The sequence below is a fragment of the Dulcicalothrix desertica PCC 7102 genome (assembly GCF_003991905.1).
GTDB lineage: Bacteria > Cyanobacteriota > Cyanobacteriia > Cyanobacteriales > Nostocaceae > Dulcicalothrix > Dulcicalothrix desertica.
In genome coordinates this window covers 36,336-53,062 of the sequence record NZ_RSCL01000007.1, presented here as the reverse complement: position 1 = coordinate 53,062, position 16,727 = coordinate 36,336, and the positions used below count along the sequence as shown (strand labels likewise).

General features: G+C 38.4%; 8 protein-coding genes. 1 reads left to right on the top strand and 7 read right to left on the bottom strand.

What is annotated here, in order from left to right; all coding sequences use genetic code 11:
• Positions 1-46 precede the first annotated feature (46 nt).
• Positions 47-844 carry a glutathione S-transferase family protein gene (locus DSM106972_RS15895; RefSeq protein WP_073624068.1) on the bottom strand — a complete coding sequence of 266 codons (798 nt, stop codon included), beginning with the start codon at positions 842-844 and terminating at the stop codon, positions 47-49.
• Between the two features lie 774 nt (positions 845-1,618).
• Here DSM106972_RS15895 and DSM106972_RS15890 point away from each other — a divergent pair.
• On the top strand, positions 1,619-2,557 hold the full coding sequence (locus DSM106972_RS15890) for a fasciclin domain-containing protein (RefSeq protein ID WP_127081625.1): 939 nt from the start codon (positions 1,619-1,621) through the stop codon (positions 2,555-2,557).
• 401 nt (positions 2,558-2,958) lie between these two features.
• On the opposite strand, the gene DSM106972_RS15885 is transcribed toward DSM106972_RS15890, so the two are convergent.
• The 6 genes from DSM106972_RS15885 to DSM106972_RS15860 all read right to left on the bottom strand — a co-directional run bounded on the left by DSM106972_RS15885 (position 2,959) and on the right by DSM106972_RS15860 (position 16,184).
• Positions 2,959-6,630, bottom strand: a complete 3,672-nt coding sequence (locus tag DSM106972_RS15885; RefSeq protein WP_127081624.1) for a WD40 domain-containing protein — start codon at positions 6,628-6,630, stop codon at positions 2,959-2,961.
• A gap of 499 nt (positions 6,631-7,129) precedes the next feature.
• A complete protein-coding gene (locus DSM106972_RS15880; RefSeq protein WP_127081623.1) occupies positions 7,130-8,866 on the bottom strand; it encodes an NB-ARC domain-containing protein in 1,737 nt (578 codons plus the stop codon).
• 707 nt (positions 8,867-9,573) lie between these two features.
• Positions 9,574-12,417: a CHAT domain-containing tetratricopeptide repeat protein gene (locus tag DSM106972_RS15875; RefSeq protein ID WP_127081622.1), complete on the bottom strand. Its 2,844-nt coding sequence runs from the start codon at positions 12,415-12,417 to the stop codon at positions 9,574-9,576.
• A gap of 172 nt (positions 12,418-12,589) precedes the next feature.
• Complete coding sequence (locus DSM106972_RS15870) at positions 12,590-13,264, bottom strand: DUF928 domain-containing protein (protein ID WP_127081621.1); 675 nt, start codon at positions 13,262-13,264, stop codon at positions 12,590-12,592.
• Between the two features lie 368 nt (positions 13,265-13,632).
• The gene (locus DSM106972_RS15865; protein WP_233787100.1) at positions 13,633-15,495 is read right to left on the bottom strand and encodes a sensor histidine kinase; all 1,863 of its coding nucleotides are present in this window, start codon (positions 15,493-15,495) and stop codon (positions 13,633-13,635) included.
• A gap of 11 nt (positions 15,496-15,506) precedes the next feature.
• A complete protein-coding gene (locus DSM106972_RS15860) occupies positions 15,507-16,184 on the bottom strand; it encodes a response regulator (protein ID WP_127081620.1) in 678 nt (225 codons plus the stop codon).
• Positions 16,185-16,727: the final 543 nt, after the last annotated feature.

Genomic DNA, 16,727 nt, shown 5'->3' with positions numbered 1-16,727 from the left:
AAGGATAAGAAAAAAATGCTCTTTTCGCTCTCCCCCTTCAGTTTGTTTAATCGATTTGAATTGAAGTTGGGGCGCCACCACCAGATATAACTGAGGTGTATGCTAAAGGTTTACGGTAGCGTGCGTACAAATTATCACGCCAAGTGAAAAAGCGTTCATAAGTTAGGCTATTTGCTAATTCGGGTACACCTTTGCCTCTTACACCAATTGGCAAATCTAAATAGTCACCTTCAGGAAATTTTAACAATATAGATAAACCTGCCACGGCAAAGTCGGCTAAAGTCGGCTCATCCCCTGTTAAATATGGACTATCCTGCAATATTAAACATAATGCTTCTAAATCTTGCTTTAAGTCTTCGATTGCACTCTTAATCGCGTCCTGGCTATAACCAACACCTATACCCAAAGCTTTAACAAAATCACTTGGTACCCCCTCTACCAAAGTTCTTAAAATATCTGGTGTCGTTGTTGGTAGTAATGACTTACGCAAATACTGGTCTTGGCTAATGGCGCCAAAAAGTGCCTTTCTTCCTTTTATACCAATCGACTCGTCAGCCCATTCCTCCATCATTAACGTTAAACCCCGACGCTTAGTATCCAATGGTATTAATGGACGGTCGGGATATACTGAATCAAGATATTTTGCAATCTCAGTAGAATCCACAATATATCTACTCCCGTCTTTAAGTACAGGCACTTGCCTTTGTCCAGTTAAGCGAAATAGGTCAACTTGCCCAATACCAGGTGTAACTTCGATTTTGCGGTAATCTAACCCTTTGTAATCGAGAATCAATCGCACCTTTTCTGAGTATTGCGAAAGTTCAAATTGGTACAATTCTAGCATTTTGTATTTCCTACTACTAGTTGACTGGTCGATTGTACAATTTTATCTTTAATATGTGTTAGTCCAATTGACTATTATACTTTGCACTTATTTTTACAGTACAACTATCAAGCGATATATTTACCTTAATTGCAAGCATTTAAGGAGGATAGATTATTACTGAGTTTATACACCAAAATACTAAATTTACAACAATTATCGCCTGAAAAACACTTATACAAGCAATATTTTTCTTAAAAATTAAAATTTGAGGAACAATTTCACACTTGCATCCGTCCTGTACAGTTCTTAATAGTTCAATACTATTTATGAACGTTATCCATGTATCAAAAATGCTTATTCTATGTATTATAGTTTACATATATACTAGGATTTATAATGTGTTATTGACCTATAAGACAAGCGTAGCATTGCTTTGAGAGCTTGGACAAATAAAAAATAAATTACTTGTATAGAATATTACTTTAAAATGTATTGATTAATGCTTTATATTTTTTCGTGGTAGCGAAAAATGTGAGGGGTAGAAATGACGTATTATGGTTTGGCATTGGATATAAGGGGTCAATTGGTTATATAATAAGCCTTGAGCTTCTTGGATTGCTTTTCAATCAATACACGTACATCAAGTAAAAATATTGGTGCCTAAAATTTGTAGATTATGAATACAAGGCGTTTATGAGTAAAAATATTATTCTCGCTCGTTAGATTTTGTGCGTAAAAAAATGTTATAAGTTTCCTATGTAATGTGTGGAAATCTAAGCCAAATATAGATTTATGAAGGTTAATAACAGCAATTTGCTGCCCTTTTTGGCTGGCGTAGTGGGAGTAACGGGCATTGGTCTCTTGATTAACTTGCCAGCAGGCGCCCAAAATAAACTCAATCCAGAACCCAGTATTTTTGCGGAGACAACCTACAACCGCAGTCAGCGTGTACTGACAAACACACAGTATGTACCGAGCGAACCAACGGTCGATACAGAAAAGCAAAATTCCAAGAAAAAGAAGAAAGTAAGCCCAACTGCTCAGAATACAACTCCTGGACCTAAATTAAATCCAGCCCCTAGTATTTTACAGGAGTGCCCTTACAACCGTAGTGCTTGTCCAGGTGGCGGCGCCTCTAGTCCAACTACACCACCCGCACCTGGTGGTGAAGCAAACCCAGAAACTTTACCAGCACCAGTACCAACTGAACCGAGTGTTACACCAACACCACCAGAAACAACACCAAGTCCAGGTACTACACCAACACCACCAGAAACAACACCAGGTACAAAACCAGGAAGTCAAACCGACTCTAATAAAAATATTGTTGCAGTAGCTCAAGCAAACGGTTCATTCAAAACTTTAACCAAAGCACTCCAAGCTGCTGGACTAACTGAAACTTTACAGGGTAAGGGTCCCTTCACTGTTTTTGCACCAACAGACGCAGCATTTGCTGAGTTGCCACAAGATGCAGTTAGAGACTTGTTAAAACCAGAAAATAAAGAAGTATTGGTGAAAATTTTGACCTACCACGTAGTATCAGGTCAAGTACTTTCCAGCGACTTAAAATCTGGCGAAGTCAAGAGTCTGCAAGGTGGACCCATCGGCGTTAAAGTAGACCCATCTACTGGTGTAACTGTAAACGACGCTAAAGTTGTTCAACCTGACGTAAAAGCTAGCAATGGTGTTATCCACGTCATCAACAAAGTGATTTTACCCCCTGATTTGTAAATCGTAGTAAATCGTAGGTTGGGTGGAGCTAAGAGCGCGTAACCTAACATCTTAACAATCCCGGTATCATAAAAGTTACCGGGATTTTTAATTTAGATTTAAGGGACGGGCAAGGATGCGAATGCCACAAGATAATAATAAAAACTTATCTACCCTTACGAGTATTTATGTTGGGTTGCGCCTACGGCATACTACGTAAGAGGATGTTTGAAAAGTCTAGTAAGCTATAAATTGTCATTCTGAGTGGAGCGTAGCGGAACGAAGAATCTAGGGTTTGAAACTATATACTGAGATGCTACCCTGCGGGAAAACTGCGCCCTTCGTTCCTCAGCATGACATAGAATGACACTTTTCAAACAACCTCTAAGCGCAAGCTCCACCCAAGCTACGATTATGATGCATTATAAGTCAAAAGCACCAAGTGTTTTCAGAGTAGCTTTTTGTGCTACAGTTAAACCTGTTATACTTGTGATATTCATGCCTTCATAAGGACGAGGCGCCTGTAAAATATTTTTACACTCTCCTGTATTTATATTCCAAAGTCGAATATTTTGGTCTTGACTAGCACTAGCTAATATTGGTTGTTTAGGGTGGAAGTCTATTCCTAAAATCCAATGTTTATGTCCTACAAGTGTTTTTAGATAATTTCCTGTATAACTCCAAATTTTAATAGTTTGGTCACGACTACAGCTAGCAAATGTATTTCCATCAGGACTACATTTGATATTGGTTATCATATTTGTATGTGCTTGTGGAATTAACTTCGAGTTACCTGTTTTGATATCCCATACTCTCAAACTTAAATCAGTTCCACCACTAACTAATATTTGACTATCTGGACTAATAGCAATGGAGTAAACCCAACTTTGATGTCCTTTTAGAGTGTTGAGACATTCCCAAGTTTTAGTATTCCATAGTTTGATAATACCGTCTCTGCCACTAGCTGCAAAAATTTCCCCGTCAGGACTCCAAACAACAGAAAAAACCCAACCAATTTGTGGGTCTATAGTTTTAAAACATTCTCCTGTCTCAATATCCCATAGCTTAACCGTACTATCTGCACTACCACTAGCTAAAATCCGACCGTTTGGACTACAAGATACAGAAAATACAAAACCTACGTGTCCTTTTATTGTAGAGACGCGATATATCGCGTCTTTGGTGAATGCATTTTTATTATTTGTAAGCAGGCGCCCATGAGCATCTATATTAGTAGTATCCCAAATTCTGATTGTTTGGTCGTAGCTACTGCTAGCGAGTTTTCCATTGTTAGTAAAAGTTAGCGCGCAAACCTCACAGGTGTGACCGTGGAAAGTTTGAAAGCACTTATTATTAGATAAATTCCAAAGTCTAACGGTGTTGTCTGTACCACTGGCTAAAAATTGACCATCTTGACTAAAAGCTACCGTCCAAACTCGACCTGTGTAACCTTGTAAGGTTTTCAAGCATTTCCCTGTGGCAACATCCCATAGTCTTACAGTTTGGTCTCTACTCACACTGGCAAGAATATTTCCTTGAGGGTTAGAAGTAACTGACCAGACACGTCTTGTATGTCCACCGAAAGTTTGCAAACATTGTCCAGTTTCAATATTCCACAAACTAATAACAGATGCTTCACCCCCAGTAACTAAGTCTCCATTGGGACTAAAGGCAACTGTAACAACTGTATCAAGCTGATTACCTTGTAGTGTTTTCCAACATTCCCCTGTATCTAGGCGCCATAATTTTACAGTTTTATCTGCACTTCCGGTAGCGAGAAGGCGCCCCGAAGGACTAAAAGCAAGTGAAAGAACTGCATCAGTATGTTCTGTAAATGTATATAGACATTCAGCGTCCTTAGTATTCCATAATTTTATAGTATGGTCATCGCTTCCACTGGCAATGAATAACCCCGAAGGACTAAAAGCTACCACACGTAAAAGCTTTGTATGTCCATTAAGTATATTTACGCATTGCCAAGTCTTGACATCCCAAATTTTGATAGTTCCATCAACTCCACCACTTGCTAATATTTTTCCATCGGGGCTAAAACTAACCGATGCACATCGTATCGAATAAGCTTGTATAACGTGCAAGCATTCACCACTGCTTATATTCCAGACTCTGATAGTACCATCTTCACCACTACTAACAAGTGTTCCATCAGGACTGAATTTAATAGACCACACCCAACCAACATGACCATGTAAAGACGTTACATGTTTAGTCTCTACATTTAACGTGTGTATGTTACCCACATCCCACAAACAAATATCCCCATTAGCATCACCTGTAGCAAGAAGCTTTCCATCAGAGCTAAAATCTACCGAAAGAATATTTGCTAATGCTTGGCTAAAATTCGATTTACTAATATTGGTATTGGAGAAATTACAGTCATGTAAACAGGCACCTTGTAAGTCAGCTTGCCAAATTGTTAAACCCGAAAAATCATACCCTGTTAAATCAACTTTTAGTTGGCGTAACAAATTAATCAAATTTCCACCACAGTATCCTGGTAGATTTGGGAATTTATCACGTAGGTTGTAAAGATTATTTTTAAGTTTTTGTTCAATTTCAGATTGTAATTTTAAGTCAGATTGTAAATGAGCTAATATTGGTGATAAAATTACGCGAATTTGACTAAAGCGAATATAATCTTTTGCATTAGTCTTGATTAAAGCGTATTTATTTAATAATTCAATCTTACCTGTTTTTATCTCCTCAACGGCGCCTGTAACCAATCGCTCAGTCATATATTCCATGATTACAGGTTGCTGTGTAAATGTGGAAACGTGATTAGTGGAGACGTGATTAATCACGTCTCTACTTTTTTCAATTAAAGAACGCCAAGTTAAAGATTCTAATGATTCTAATATATTCCCTTTCGACACTGCTGGCACAATATCCGTTTGTAATTGACCCACTTGTATGGGTTCGCGATTAATACAAGTCCAGTACATTATATCTTTTTCTTCTTGTGACAACCTCTGAAATTGTCTGTCTAAAAGGTTACGAACACCGTTAAAAACAGTCGTACCTTTGTGTAAAAAGCCAGCAACACTACCATTAAATAAATCAAAAATTGAAGTTGCTGCTATTTTCAGTGCTAGTGGGTTCCCTGCATAACACTTGATTAATTTCTCAATCTCATCCACAGACCCAGTAAGACCCTTCGCAGCTAGAATACCTTGTGCATCATTATTATTCAATCCCGATAACTGCAAAGAACGAACCGGAAGAAATTCTCCAGAGTAAGCAGCTACTTCCGCTGGTTTCTCACGCGAAGTTAATACCAAACAACTAGTATGTGGTATTTCAGAAAGCCTTTGCAGCAGTTCCCCATAATCTTCATGACCTAAGCGATAATTACCCGCGCGCTTACCGCTTGATAGCACAGCATCAAAGTTATCCAGTACTATCAAGCAACGTGAATTACGTAAATATTCAATTAAACGCGAGAGGGAGGCGCCGACTGTTTGCGGTAAGTTAGTTTCCTGCTGGGATGAGAAAAATTTGATTAATGTATCCAATAATTCTTCTATGGTCGGAGCATCGCGGAGACTACGCCATATTACAAAGTCAAATTCCTCTTGTACTAGTTGCGCTAATTTGACTGATAAGGCAGTTTTACCAATTCCACCCATGCCTAAAAGTGCAACCAGACGACATTTGTCTTGTTTTATCCACTGTTGTAGCGTCGTGAGTTCAGATTGGCGCCCGTAGAATATAGATACATCTATCGCTTCTCCCCAATCAATATAATTTTGTTTTCCTGCGGAACACTGCGTGAACACAGCCTGATGGATTGTAGAGACGTTACATGTAACGTCTCTACATTTGATATAACGTAGCAATACGCCCTTGATGTTCAGCTTTGTTACCTTCTCACCGAACAGTTCTGACAGTAATTGCCACAGCTTCGAGCCAGTGTCTTTTATATAGCCATAATCATAGTCGTAAGTCTTAGCAATTTCATTGTAAGACTGACCAGCCCAGGAACAGCGGAAAACAATTTGCTGAACTTTATTTAAATGTCCCTGTGGTAATACCTGCTCAACAACGGCTAATCCTTCTTCAACCGTTAACAATTCCATTATCTCCTTTTGTGTGGGTGATATGACGTATTCATGCTACTTAGCAATACAAAAATATCTAGGCATACCAAAACCCACCTGTATTTCAGGAAATAAAATCCGTAATTACACAAATTAATCAAATGGACACATTAAACAGCATTATTGGAGTGGGAGTCGTACATAAACCGACGACATACTACAAATTTACATGCTTATAAGCGCAAATACTAGCGTACCATTTCCAGTTTTTAAACTAGGTACTGTGCGGTTGTAAGCATATAAGGTTGCTTTTTAGTATAAAGTATGACTTTTTTATGACTTTATCATGACCTTTTATTAGCTGTCAAATAATATACGTCCTGTTAAAGTATTGAGTGACTAATAAATATCTGTCTTAATGTAGATGGCAATATTGGTCTATGACCCATTCAAGTTACTGGGTCAATCTACGCTCCCATCATGCGTGGAGCGGGCATCCCTGCCCGCCTCTGTCCACTTTCACTTAATACAAATAAGCTCACCAAATATTTAAACTCGAAAAATCATATCCAGTCAAGTCAACTTTGAGTTGGCATAAAAGATTAATTAAATTAATATTCCTATATCCTGGCTGATTTGATAATTTATCATCCAGGTTGTAAAGAATGTTTTTAATTTTCTGCTCAACTTGTGATTGAAGTTTTAAATCAGACTGTAAATTAGCTAATATCGGTTCTAAAATCATACGAATCTGGCTTGCTCGAATATAATCTTTAGAGTTAGCCTTAATTAAAGCATATTTATTTAATAACTCAATATTACCTGTCTTTATCTCCTCAGTGGCGCCTGCAACAAGACGTTCAGTCATATATTCCATAATTACAGGTTGTTGCGTAAATGTAGAGATGGGATATATCACGTCTCTGTTTTTTTCAATTAAAGAACGCCAAGTTAAAGATTCTAACGATTCTAATACATTTCCTTTTGATACTGCTGGCAGAATATCTGCTTGTAATTGTGCGACTTGTACAGGTTCGCGATTAATACAAGTCCAATACATTACATCTTCTTCTAAAGGTGATAATCGCTGAAATTGACGGTCTAAAAGATTACGAACACCATTAAAAACAGTCGTTTCTTCGTGTAAAAAGTCAGCAATACTGCCATCAAACAAATCAAATATCGAAGTTGCTGCAATTTTTAGTGCTAATGGGTTCCCTCCATAACACTCGATTAATTTTTCAATCTCTTCCTCCGACCCAGTAAGACCTTTCGCTGCTAAAATTCCTTGTGCATCATCATTATTCAATCCAGACAACTGTAAAGTGCGAACTGGTAGAAATTCTCCTGAGTAAGCTGCCACTTCCGTAGGTTTCTCGCGCGAAGTTAGTACCAAACAACTTTGGTGCGCTGTTTCAGAGAGTCTTTGTAGCAGTTCTCCGTAGTCTTCATATCCAGAGCGATAATTACCCGCGCGCTTACCGCTTGATAGCACAGCATCAAAGTTATCTAGCACTATCAAGCAACGTGCATTACGTAGATATTCAATTAAACGTGAAATTTTGGCGCCGACTGTTTGCGGTAAATTAGTTTCCTGTTGGCATGAGAAAAATTTGATTAATGTATCTAACAGTTCTTCTATGGGAGGAGCATCACGAAGACTACGCCAAATTACAAAGTCAAATTCTTCTTGTACCAGTTGTGCTAACTTTACTGATAAGGCAGTTTTTCCTATTCCACCCATACCTAATAGGGCAACCAGACGACATTTGTCTTGTTTTAGCCAATGTTGTAGGGTGGTGAGTTCAGTGTGGCGCCCGTAGAATATAGATACATCTATCGCTTCTCCCCAATCAACGTGATTTTCAATTGTAGAGACTAAACATGTAACGTCTCTACGATTCGCGGTAACGTTTGTACCTATACTGTGGAATTTATATCCTTTCTTTTCTAATTCTTTGGAAACGTTGCTCCAATTTTTAATGCGGGCGCCTGTTAAACTCTCAATATATCTATATAAACCTCTAGAAAGCTCCACCCGTAAACCATTTGGTTCGCGGTTGAGTTCCCAAGCTATTTCAGTTGGACTGTAACCACGAATCAAGCCTCGTAAACAAGCTTTTTCTGTTGGAGTAAGTTGTTTACGATAAAGTTGCTTCTCTTGCTGCTTGGCAAAAGTAATATCTTTATACAGTTGCTCCAGGTTCCAAGACTCATTCGCTTCAACAAACTTCTGTGCGAACTCTTCGCTCCGTGGTGATGAATGTAATAGCATTACAGTTTTATTATAAAGTTTTTAACTTCAATATCTTAGTCTAAGTGTTAATGTTTATACAAAAAATCACAATTAATTTACAATCCACTATAATTATTGATTAGCAATAGTTATAGACTAAGTGAGTTTAGCAATAAAACGCTGTTTTATTTAATATATTGTTATAAGATATACATAAATTTACGAATATTTACACAGGCAATTAACATAAAAGTTGCACTGTAAGCACAAACTTACACTTGCTTGCTTCGGCAAAGCGTGCGAACTCCTTACCTGGTGAATAAGTGTGTAATGCCATTAAGTAGATAGTTGGAATAACTTTTGATAACTAGTATCTTAAATCACATACACTAAATTTGCTTAAAGCTATACAAAAATTAAATTATTGCCTGTAAAGTTTACCTGGTAATGGTTTTGCTTTTATATCTCGAATGAAGCTGTATGTATTTTTTGGATAAAGATGTTACTTGCTGCACTATAGGTAGTGTGAGCATAGTAGTTAATGCGGCTGTACGTAAAAGCTTCATTTACAAATCTCCTTCTTGAATACGGTATGATTTTGTCTGAACCGAGTTCAACCTAGACTCTTGACTCTGCCAGACCTAATTTATATATTGAGAATACGGAAGTTGTATAAATAAAGCACTACCGAAAACTGTAAACTTGGTTTAGAAAAGTGGAACACGCACTCTACTTTTAATACATACTTACTGCCACTCACCCTGAAGCACAAAAGCAGCCCAATAATAAGGAGAACTCCAGCGTGGGAGAAGAGACATTTCTACTTGTGCTTGTCTCAAAGCAGCCGCAGGCGCCAACTTGTCCTGTAACATCCCTCGATAAAATCGCTTCATTAACTCTGCTGTCGCTTGGTCGTCAACTTTCCACAAACTCACCAGCACGCGCGCGGCGCCTGCGTACATAAACCCTCGCGTTAGTCCAATAATTCCTTCCCCTTTAACTTCCTGACCTTGACCTGTTTGACACGCACTCAAGACAACTAACTCTGCGGGTAAATGCAAATTAAAAATATCGCGCAGTCGCAAAAAACCATTCTGAGGTATTCCTTGCTCATCTACTAACGACATGACAACCCCTGATAACTCTGGACGTACAGTATTGAGAATGCCGTGAGTAGCGAAATGAACGATGCGATACTGAGCTAAATCTGGATTAGTTGCACTGGTTTTACTTGCCTGAAAATCAAAAAACTGAGTTCTTTCTCTATTAGGGACTAAAGCCATAATTGCCTCCGCTTCCGTGCGCGTTCCCAAAAGTCGCGTTAGTTTTATACCTGCATTTCGGAGAGAATCTTTTAATTCTACTTCTGTAATTGGCACATTTTCTAAATTGGGTATTGTGCCATTACTTGAATTAGCTGTATTGTTTTTAAACCGTCCATCGTTTTTACCAAATACGGGGTCTGCAAGTACAGCTATAGTCTTAGGTGCAAGTTGGCGCCCTTTTATTTGATTTCTTAATACAGCTAATGTAGATGCTGAAGGTAAATTAACAATTTCATGATGCATCATCAATGCTACAGAGCTATTTTGATGTTGCGATTTCCCTGAAATTACTAAAGCGCTAAAGGGTATCGTTTGTAACCGACCATCAGCAACAATGACTAATCTTTTATTCCCTAGTTGTTTAGCAACAGGTTTCAGCAAAATTTGACTAAGAGTATCTACTGCTGAAATGCCTTGGGTAGGGCGCCTTCTAATTGGTACTAATTCTTCTTGCTGAAAACTTTGCACAGCTTTTTCGATATCTGCCTGTTTAGGCAATTCATATGTATTGATACTTGTTTTTGTCACTGCCCAAAGATAGCTGCGCTCTTCTCCTAATGAGTATTCTAAAAGCAGTGTGTTATCATCAAGTATAGTCGATTGAATTTCTGATAAAGTTAGAGGTTGCGGTTGAGTGATAGCAGCATAATTAGGACTGGTAGCTTTAATCTTTGCTTTGATTTCTTCACGTTGTTGATGAAGTTGAAAAAGCTCGGTTTCTAAAACAGTTGCTTGTTCAGGAGTATATTGACTATTTAACAGTTCAACTTGACGTTTTTCTAGTTGATCAATTTGCTTGCTAATCATGCTTTCTTGTTGTAGCAACTCTGTGTTAGCACTATTACGAAGGTCTGCTTTTGCTTCAGCAAGTAATTCTATGAGACTGCGCGCGCGCGAACGTTCGCTGGCGTGAAGCGCTTTTGCATCATACCCTGCTGATGTATTGACTTTATGTAACCTCATTAATAAATCTATATAAAAGTCGTATCTATCCCGCCTTATAGAAAAGAAAGAGGTACGAAGCTGCTGACTATAAACGCTGGTTCGCAAATCCTCAGTAATTTTAATAGAAGCCTCCATTTTTATTAGGGCTTCTGCAAGATTATTTCGCTCACTCTCAACACGAGCCATCTGATAAAGTGCATCAGCTTCTCCAAAGCGGTCGCGTGTTGCCTTCTTGATTAATAATGATTGATTTAAAGTATCTAACGCTTTTTGACGTTCACCAATGCGATTGTATAATACACCTAAATCCCATAAAATATTTCCTTCGTCAATCTTTTCGCCTAATTCCCGGTAAGCTAACACTGATTTTTTATAAAATTCAGTTGCTTTTTTAGATTCGTCAAATGACCCATATACTTCTCCAAAATGGCGATACACTCTAGCTAATTCTGAACGATTTCCTAATTCATGATAAAGCTTTTGCGCTTTCATTAGCGCATCTAACGCTAGTTGTTTTTCACCCAAACTTTCATAAACTTGACTAATATGAATAGAAGCACGAGCTTCTCCAGCTTTATAACCTGCTCGCTTTGCAACTTCTATAGCTTGCTTATAGTAATATATCGCTTTTTGATTATCACCATTACCGTCATCATAATAACCCCAGGCTATTTGAACTAAAGTATTAGATTCACCGATGCGATCACCTGCTTTTTGATAAACTTTTAGCGACTGTTCATATAATTCCATTCCTTTTTTTTTAGCACCTAAAAAGAAATAGTGAATCCAGCCCATATTAGAGAAAGTTCGCCCAATTCCAGCTACATCACCTACTTGCTGATAAAGTCTTTGTGCTGCCTCTAAATTATCTAAAACTTTCTGTCTTTCTCCAAAAACGTTATAAAGCATACCCAACTCATGCAAAGTTTTAGCCTGTAAGAGAACTTCGCCTAATTCTGTAAAAATTGGTAGCGCTTGGTTGTAGTATGTTAATGCTTGTTCTGAATCTCCCAAAATTTGATACAGTTTACCAATGCTTCTCATAATTGTCGCCGACTGTAAACGAACCTCTGACGCCGAAGCTTGAGTAGGTGGTATTTTCAAAGCTTGAAGTGCCTCTAGATATTTCTCAATTGCCTGTCGTTTCGATACTGCCGTTCCTTGCTGCGAGAGTTTTTCCGCTTCTGCAACAGCTTTATCTGCTGTGATATGATTACTGTTAGCTTGAGTAATTACTGGTTGTTGAGGAATAGCAAATAGTGGCTCTGATAACGAGAAAACACTTAAAAACACAGTTAACCAAAGCTTGAAAGTTCTCATGTTGAAAAATTTTTAAAAGGATGTTTTAAAAGCCGAATAAACTATAAATTGTCATTCTGAGTGGAGCGCAGCGGAACGTAATGCGAAGCATTTGCCGCAGGCTAGAATCTGGAGTTTGGGATATATATTGAGATGCTTCACTGCGGGACTCATGACACTTTTAATAAATTTTTTAAGGTGTTGATGTAGTTTGTGATTCTGTTGTTTCTAATGCAGTAAGATTTTTTAATAACCCATGAATTACATCTTTCTGTCCTAGTCGCATAGCTTTGCCCAGTGCATCGTACCATAAACCCGCTTCCGCCAAAATATCTACATTGGCTCGGTCATCGCGTTGCATACGCACCTGAGCAGGCATTTTTACCACATCTATTTCTGCCATCGCAACTAAATTATTAGCTGGTTGGTCTGAGTCACACAAAATTACTACCTGCCACAAATACCTTTTACCTACCTTAAGACTTGGCTTATTCTTGGGTAGGGATAAACTCATAATTCCATATTTACTCTGCATTAGAAACTGGTGTTGCAGTTGAGGTTCGCCTTTATCATCATATATATATAGCCTAAATTCTATTGGTAAGGGTTTGGAGTCGGGGACAAACCAAGCGAAGGTAGGATAAATAGAAGCGGTTTGTCCAACGTGCTTTTGAGGAGCTAGTAGCTTTAAAGGTGTCTGTGCATTAGTTTCACATCCTCCTCTACTACCTGTAGTTGTTGTCCGACCACTTGGTGGACGCTGACCGCGCGGGGGTTTATATTCAGCAAGAACAATTGTTGTTGAAGTTAAAAGTAAGCTAGTAATACCAATGGTAACTAGCTGGCGAACTATATAGTTGTTGCTCATAATCTGCTTGAATTTTTTATCTTCAGATAAGTTCTAATATACACTTAAATTCTTAAGTGTTTAGTAAGCGATAATATTTTCTGATATTGAGTTGTAGAAGTATACATATTTACCACAGAGACGCAGAGGGCGCAGAGGAAAGAGTTTATTTGTAGCTTAAGTCATTAATTCTAGGCGGTTGGCGCCAATCTCAACCCCCTCTGTGTACTCTGTGCCACTGTGGTAATAATATTTACCTCTACAACTACTCCCTTCACGCTCAAAGAATATTGAAATAATCGAACCGTAAAGTACGCAAAGTACGCAAAGAAAGAGGGAGAGTTTATAAATAATCTTTTACTTGGAAGGGAGTAGTGACATGAACCAGATTATCTTCTCTTAGATACAGGCCAAGTTAACTCACAGACTGTACCTCTGATAGGTAAAGGCGCCCGCGTAAATTTTCCTTTCAGTTTTCGAGCTAAATTTCTAGATAGCTGTGTTCCTCTACCTTCTAATAAAGAGTCAACACCTTGTCCATTATCTGTAATCCTGAGTGTGTACCAGCCTTCTTCACAAGTGCAAGTGACTTTTAAGCGAGTTACTCCCTTAGCATGTTTTCCAACATTACACAAGGCTTCTTCTAGAAATCGACATAATCCCCGCTTTTGCTCAATAGTTAGGTGTTGGAGGTCTATGGGTTCAAAGCTAGGGACTTTCACCTTGAGAGTTTTAAAGCAGGGGAAGTCTCGCTCTAAGGTTTTATTGTAAACTTCATAGAGAAGCTCATGGATTGGTACTTGTAAGTCAATTTCTATACCTTGTCCTAGATAGAGAATTTCTCTTTGAGTTAAGGTTTCCCGCTTCATCGACTCATAAACCGCGCGTAATTCTTGGTTAAGGTGTTCGAGTTCTGAGACAAGTTGATTGGATGGTAAATCGCTTTCTCTCGCATTTCTCATCAGTTGAGATAGAGTTTGCAACGGGCCATTATGAATAGTATCGAACGCGCGTTCTATAATCAGTTGATGTTCTTTAATTTGAGACTTTAAATTTCGGTCGTATTGATAAAAAGCAGCTAGCCCAACTCCATTTAAAACTAAGATAAATAAAGCTGGTACTACTGGTATCCACCATCCCCATAATATAGATAAATAACTAACTCCAATTAATCCAATACTAGCAACACTAATACTCAAAATATTTTTTAAAGGAGAATGAATCAACCTTCCAAAACCCATCCCTATCATTCCCCAAACGAATATCCACAAGTATTCCCAAGCATCTGTCCAGGTTTGCAAAAGGGGTCGTTTTTCTTTGACTGCACTAATGATTTGGCTAACAGCATGAGCCTGAATTTCTACGCCATAAACTTGACCTGAGCCAGGATTTTCAGATGGGATAGCAGATGTATTGATAATATCTTTAGCACTAATGGCAGTCATACCAATAATCACAATGCGATTCCGCAACCAATTAGGATTAAATTTGCCAGTTTTAATGTCATTAAGACTCAGAGTGCGAAATCGTGCTTGACCACTGCGATAATTGATTAGTACTTGTACTCCACCAGCATCGGCGCCTACATATCCACCAGAATTTGCTAAAAATTGAGGTAGTTCAGTATCACCAAACCTCATTGCTTCTGGATTTTTTATGCCATTTTCGAGGGTAATATCTTCGTTAGCTAAATAAGCTGCGGCTAAACGTATAGACAAAGAAAGTTTGTAGTCATTATTAATTGGCGTTGAAAGTAAGCTGCGCCTAAGACGGTTATCTGCATCTAACATCACATCAGCAAAACCCACTTGTTCAGGTGGTAATGTTGGTGGTGGTGCAATTCTTTCTGGTAATGCTTTCTCAATGGCAATAAGGTTTTTAACACTTTGAAACGCAGCTACCAGTTCAGGATAACCAGGCGCCACTGCTATATCCCTAATGATATCAAGACCAATAACTCTTGGCTCGTATGTTTTTAATTTTATGAGCAATTCTGCTAAATATTTATCTCCTATTGGATAGCCTGCACTTTTGATATCTGTTTCATCAATACCAATAATCACAATTCTTTCATCAATGGGTTCAGATGGGCGTAGGCGGAGAAAACTATCTAAAGCTTGCCATTCTAGATACTGAAGCGAGCCAGTTATACGAGCTAAAATGATAATTATAATCATGGCAATTCCTGGCAGTGTCCCTACACGCCAATTAGCTATTTCTGCTTTAATTCGTTGCCAATTTTTAATTACCAATTCCTATTTCCCTAATCTATTAATCCTTCTTCTCTAGCTCGCATTTCGGTTTGAATGCGGATATTCTTTCCTTCTTCAGGATAAACCTCTAAAACGTCTTGTACCTTAGTCCAATAGTGACGTACCATGCGTTCGGATACGTACATCCGTTCTGCAATCGCCTTGTCTTGCAATCCTTGTTCAAAAGCTAAAGTCAATACTGTGAGCCACTCTGGTTTAACTTCCAATCCAGGTTGCACCGCTTTAATATCCTTAGTATAACTCAATCCCCGTAGTACCCAGTCCACACGGTTTAAAATTTCTTTGCTAGAAAGACTTTTATCAGCCACAGCAAAGGCGCCTTGATGAGCATAAATATTAGCTCTAATCCTAACTAAAGCTTTAATATAAGTACTTTGCACCATCAAATTGAGGGTAGGATAGTTCTTGAGCAAAGTCCTCAGTAGTTGAATACCTGTATCAGTTTTAGCAGAGTCTCCAGGTTTTTCTGGAATAGAAAGATCCATAACAACAAGGTCTGGTTTGGCTTTCTCCACTTGCTCAATAGCCATCTGCGCCGTTTGTGCCGTGAAGATTTCCGCTTCTGGATACTGGCGCCTTAACATACTAAGCGTTCCGTCTAAGAGTAGTTCATGGTCATCAATGACAACAAATTTCAGCTTGGCAGGTGCAGGTGAATCTTGGCTCATTACAGGTTACAGATAAAAGGCAAGCAATCTTTAGGTATTATCGAATACTTATACCAAATTCAAAAAGCTTTGCGACACTTGCCTTACTCCTTCCTGACTATTGCTATATAAAACAAGCTTTTTAGACTTGTGTATACACAGTTGGCAAATTGTATTATAAGTTACAAATAATGCGGTTTTCTTGTCTTGGCAAAAACTTTGCGATTTACTGACTTTTGTAACGCGGTTAGTTCATTTGCACGCTCACACCATTACAAAAAATTGCTAATGATGTTGCTAACGCACATAAGGTGATTTGGCGAGTAACAGAAAACTAATATTAAGTAACGCTCGCTCGGTGAGCTAACTGGGGTGCAAAAGAACGTAACAACTTTAGATCAAAACATTAATACTACTAATAATAGGTGTAACATGAAAAAAATCATCACTCAGCTTTTGGCTACCCAGTTTCAATACTCCATAATCTGATCGCAGGCGCCTTCCCTGCAACTGCTATGTTCTTTCCGTCAGCGCTAAACACAACCGACCAAACAAAGTCAATTA

What these genes read in the sequence shown, in the direction of transcription:
- DSM106972_RS15895 (WP_073624068.1), bottom strand. Translation starts at nt 844, where the DNA reads ATGCTAGAATTGTACCAATTTGAACTTTCGCAATACTCAGAAAAGGTG.
- DSM106972_RS15890 (WP_127081625.1), top strand. Translation starts at nt 1,619, where the DNA reads ATGAAGGTTAATAACAGCAATTTGCTGCCCTTTTTGGCTGGCGTAGTG.
- DSM106972_RS15885 (WP_127081624.1), bottom strand. Translation starts at nt 6,630, where the DNA reads ATGGAATTGTTAACGGTTGAAGAAGGATTAGCCGTTGTTGAGCAGGTA.
- DSM106972_RS15880 (WP_127081623.1), bottom strand. Translation starts at nt 8,866, where the DNA reads ATGCTATTACATTCATCACCACGGAGCGAAGAGTTCGCACAGAAGTTT.
- DSM106972_RS15875 (WP_127081622.1), bottom strand. Translation starts at nt 12,417, where the DNA reads ATGAGAACTTTCAAGCTTTGGTTAACTGTGTTTTTAAGTGTTTTCTCG.
- DSM106972_RS15870 (WP_127081621.1), bottom strand. Translation starts at nt 13,264, where the DNA reads ATGAGCAACAACTATATAGTTCGCCAGCTAGTTACCATTGGTATTACT.
- DSM106972_RS15860 (WP_127081620.1), bottom strand. Translation starts at nt 16,184, where the DNA reads ATGAGCCAAGATTCACCTGCACCTGCCAAGCTGAAATTTGTTGTCATT.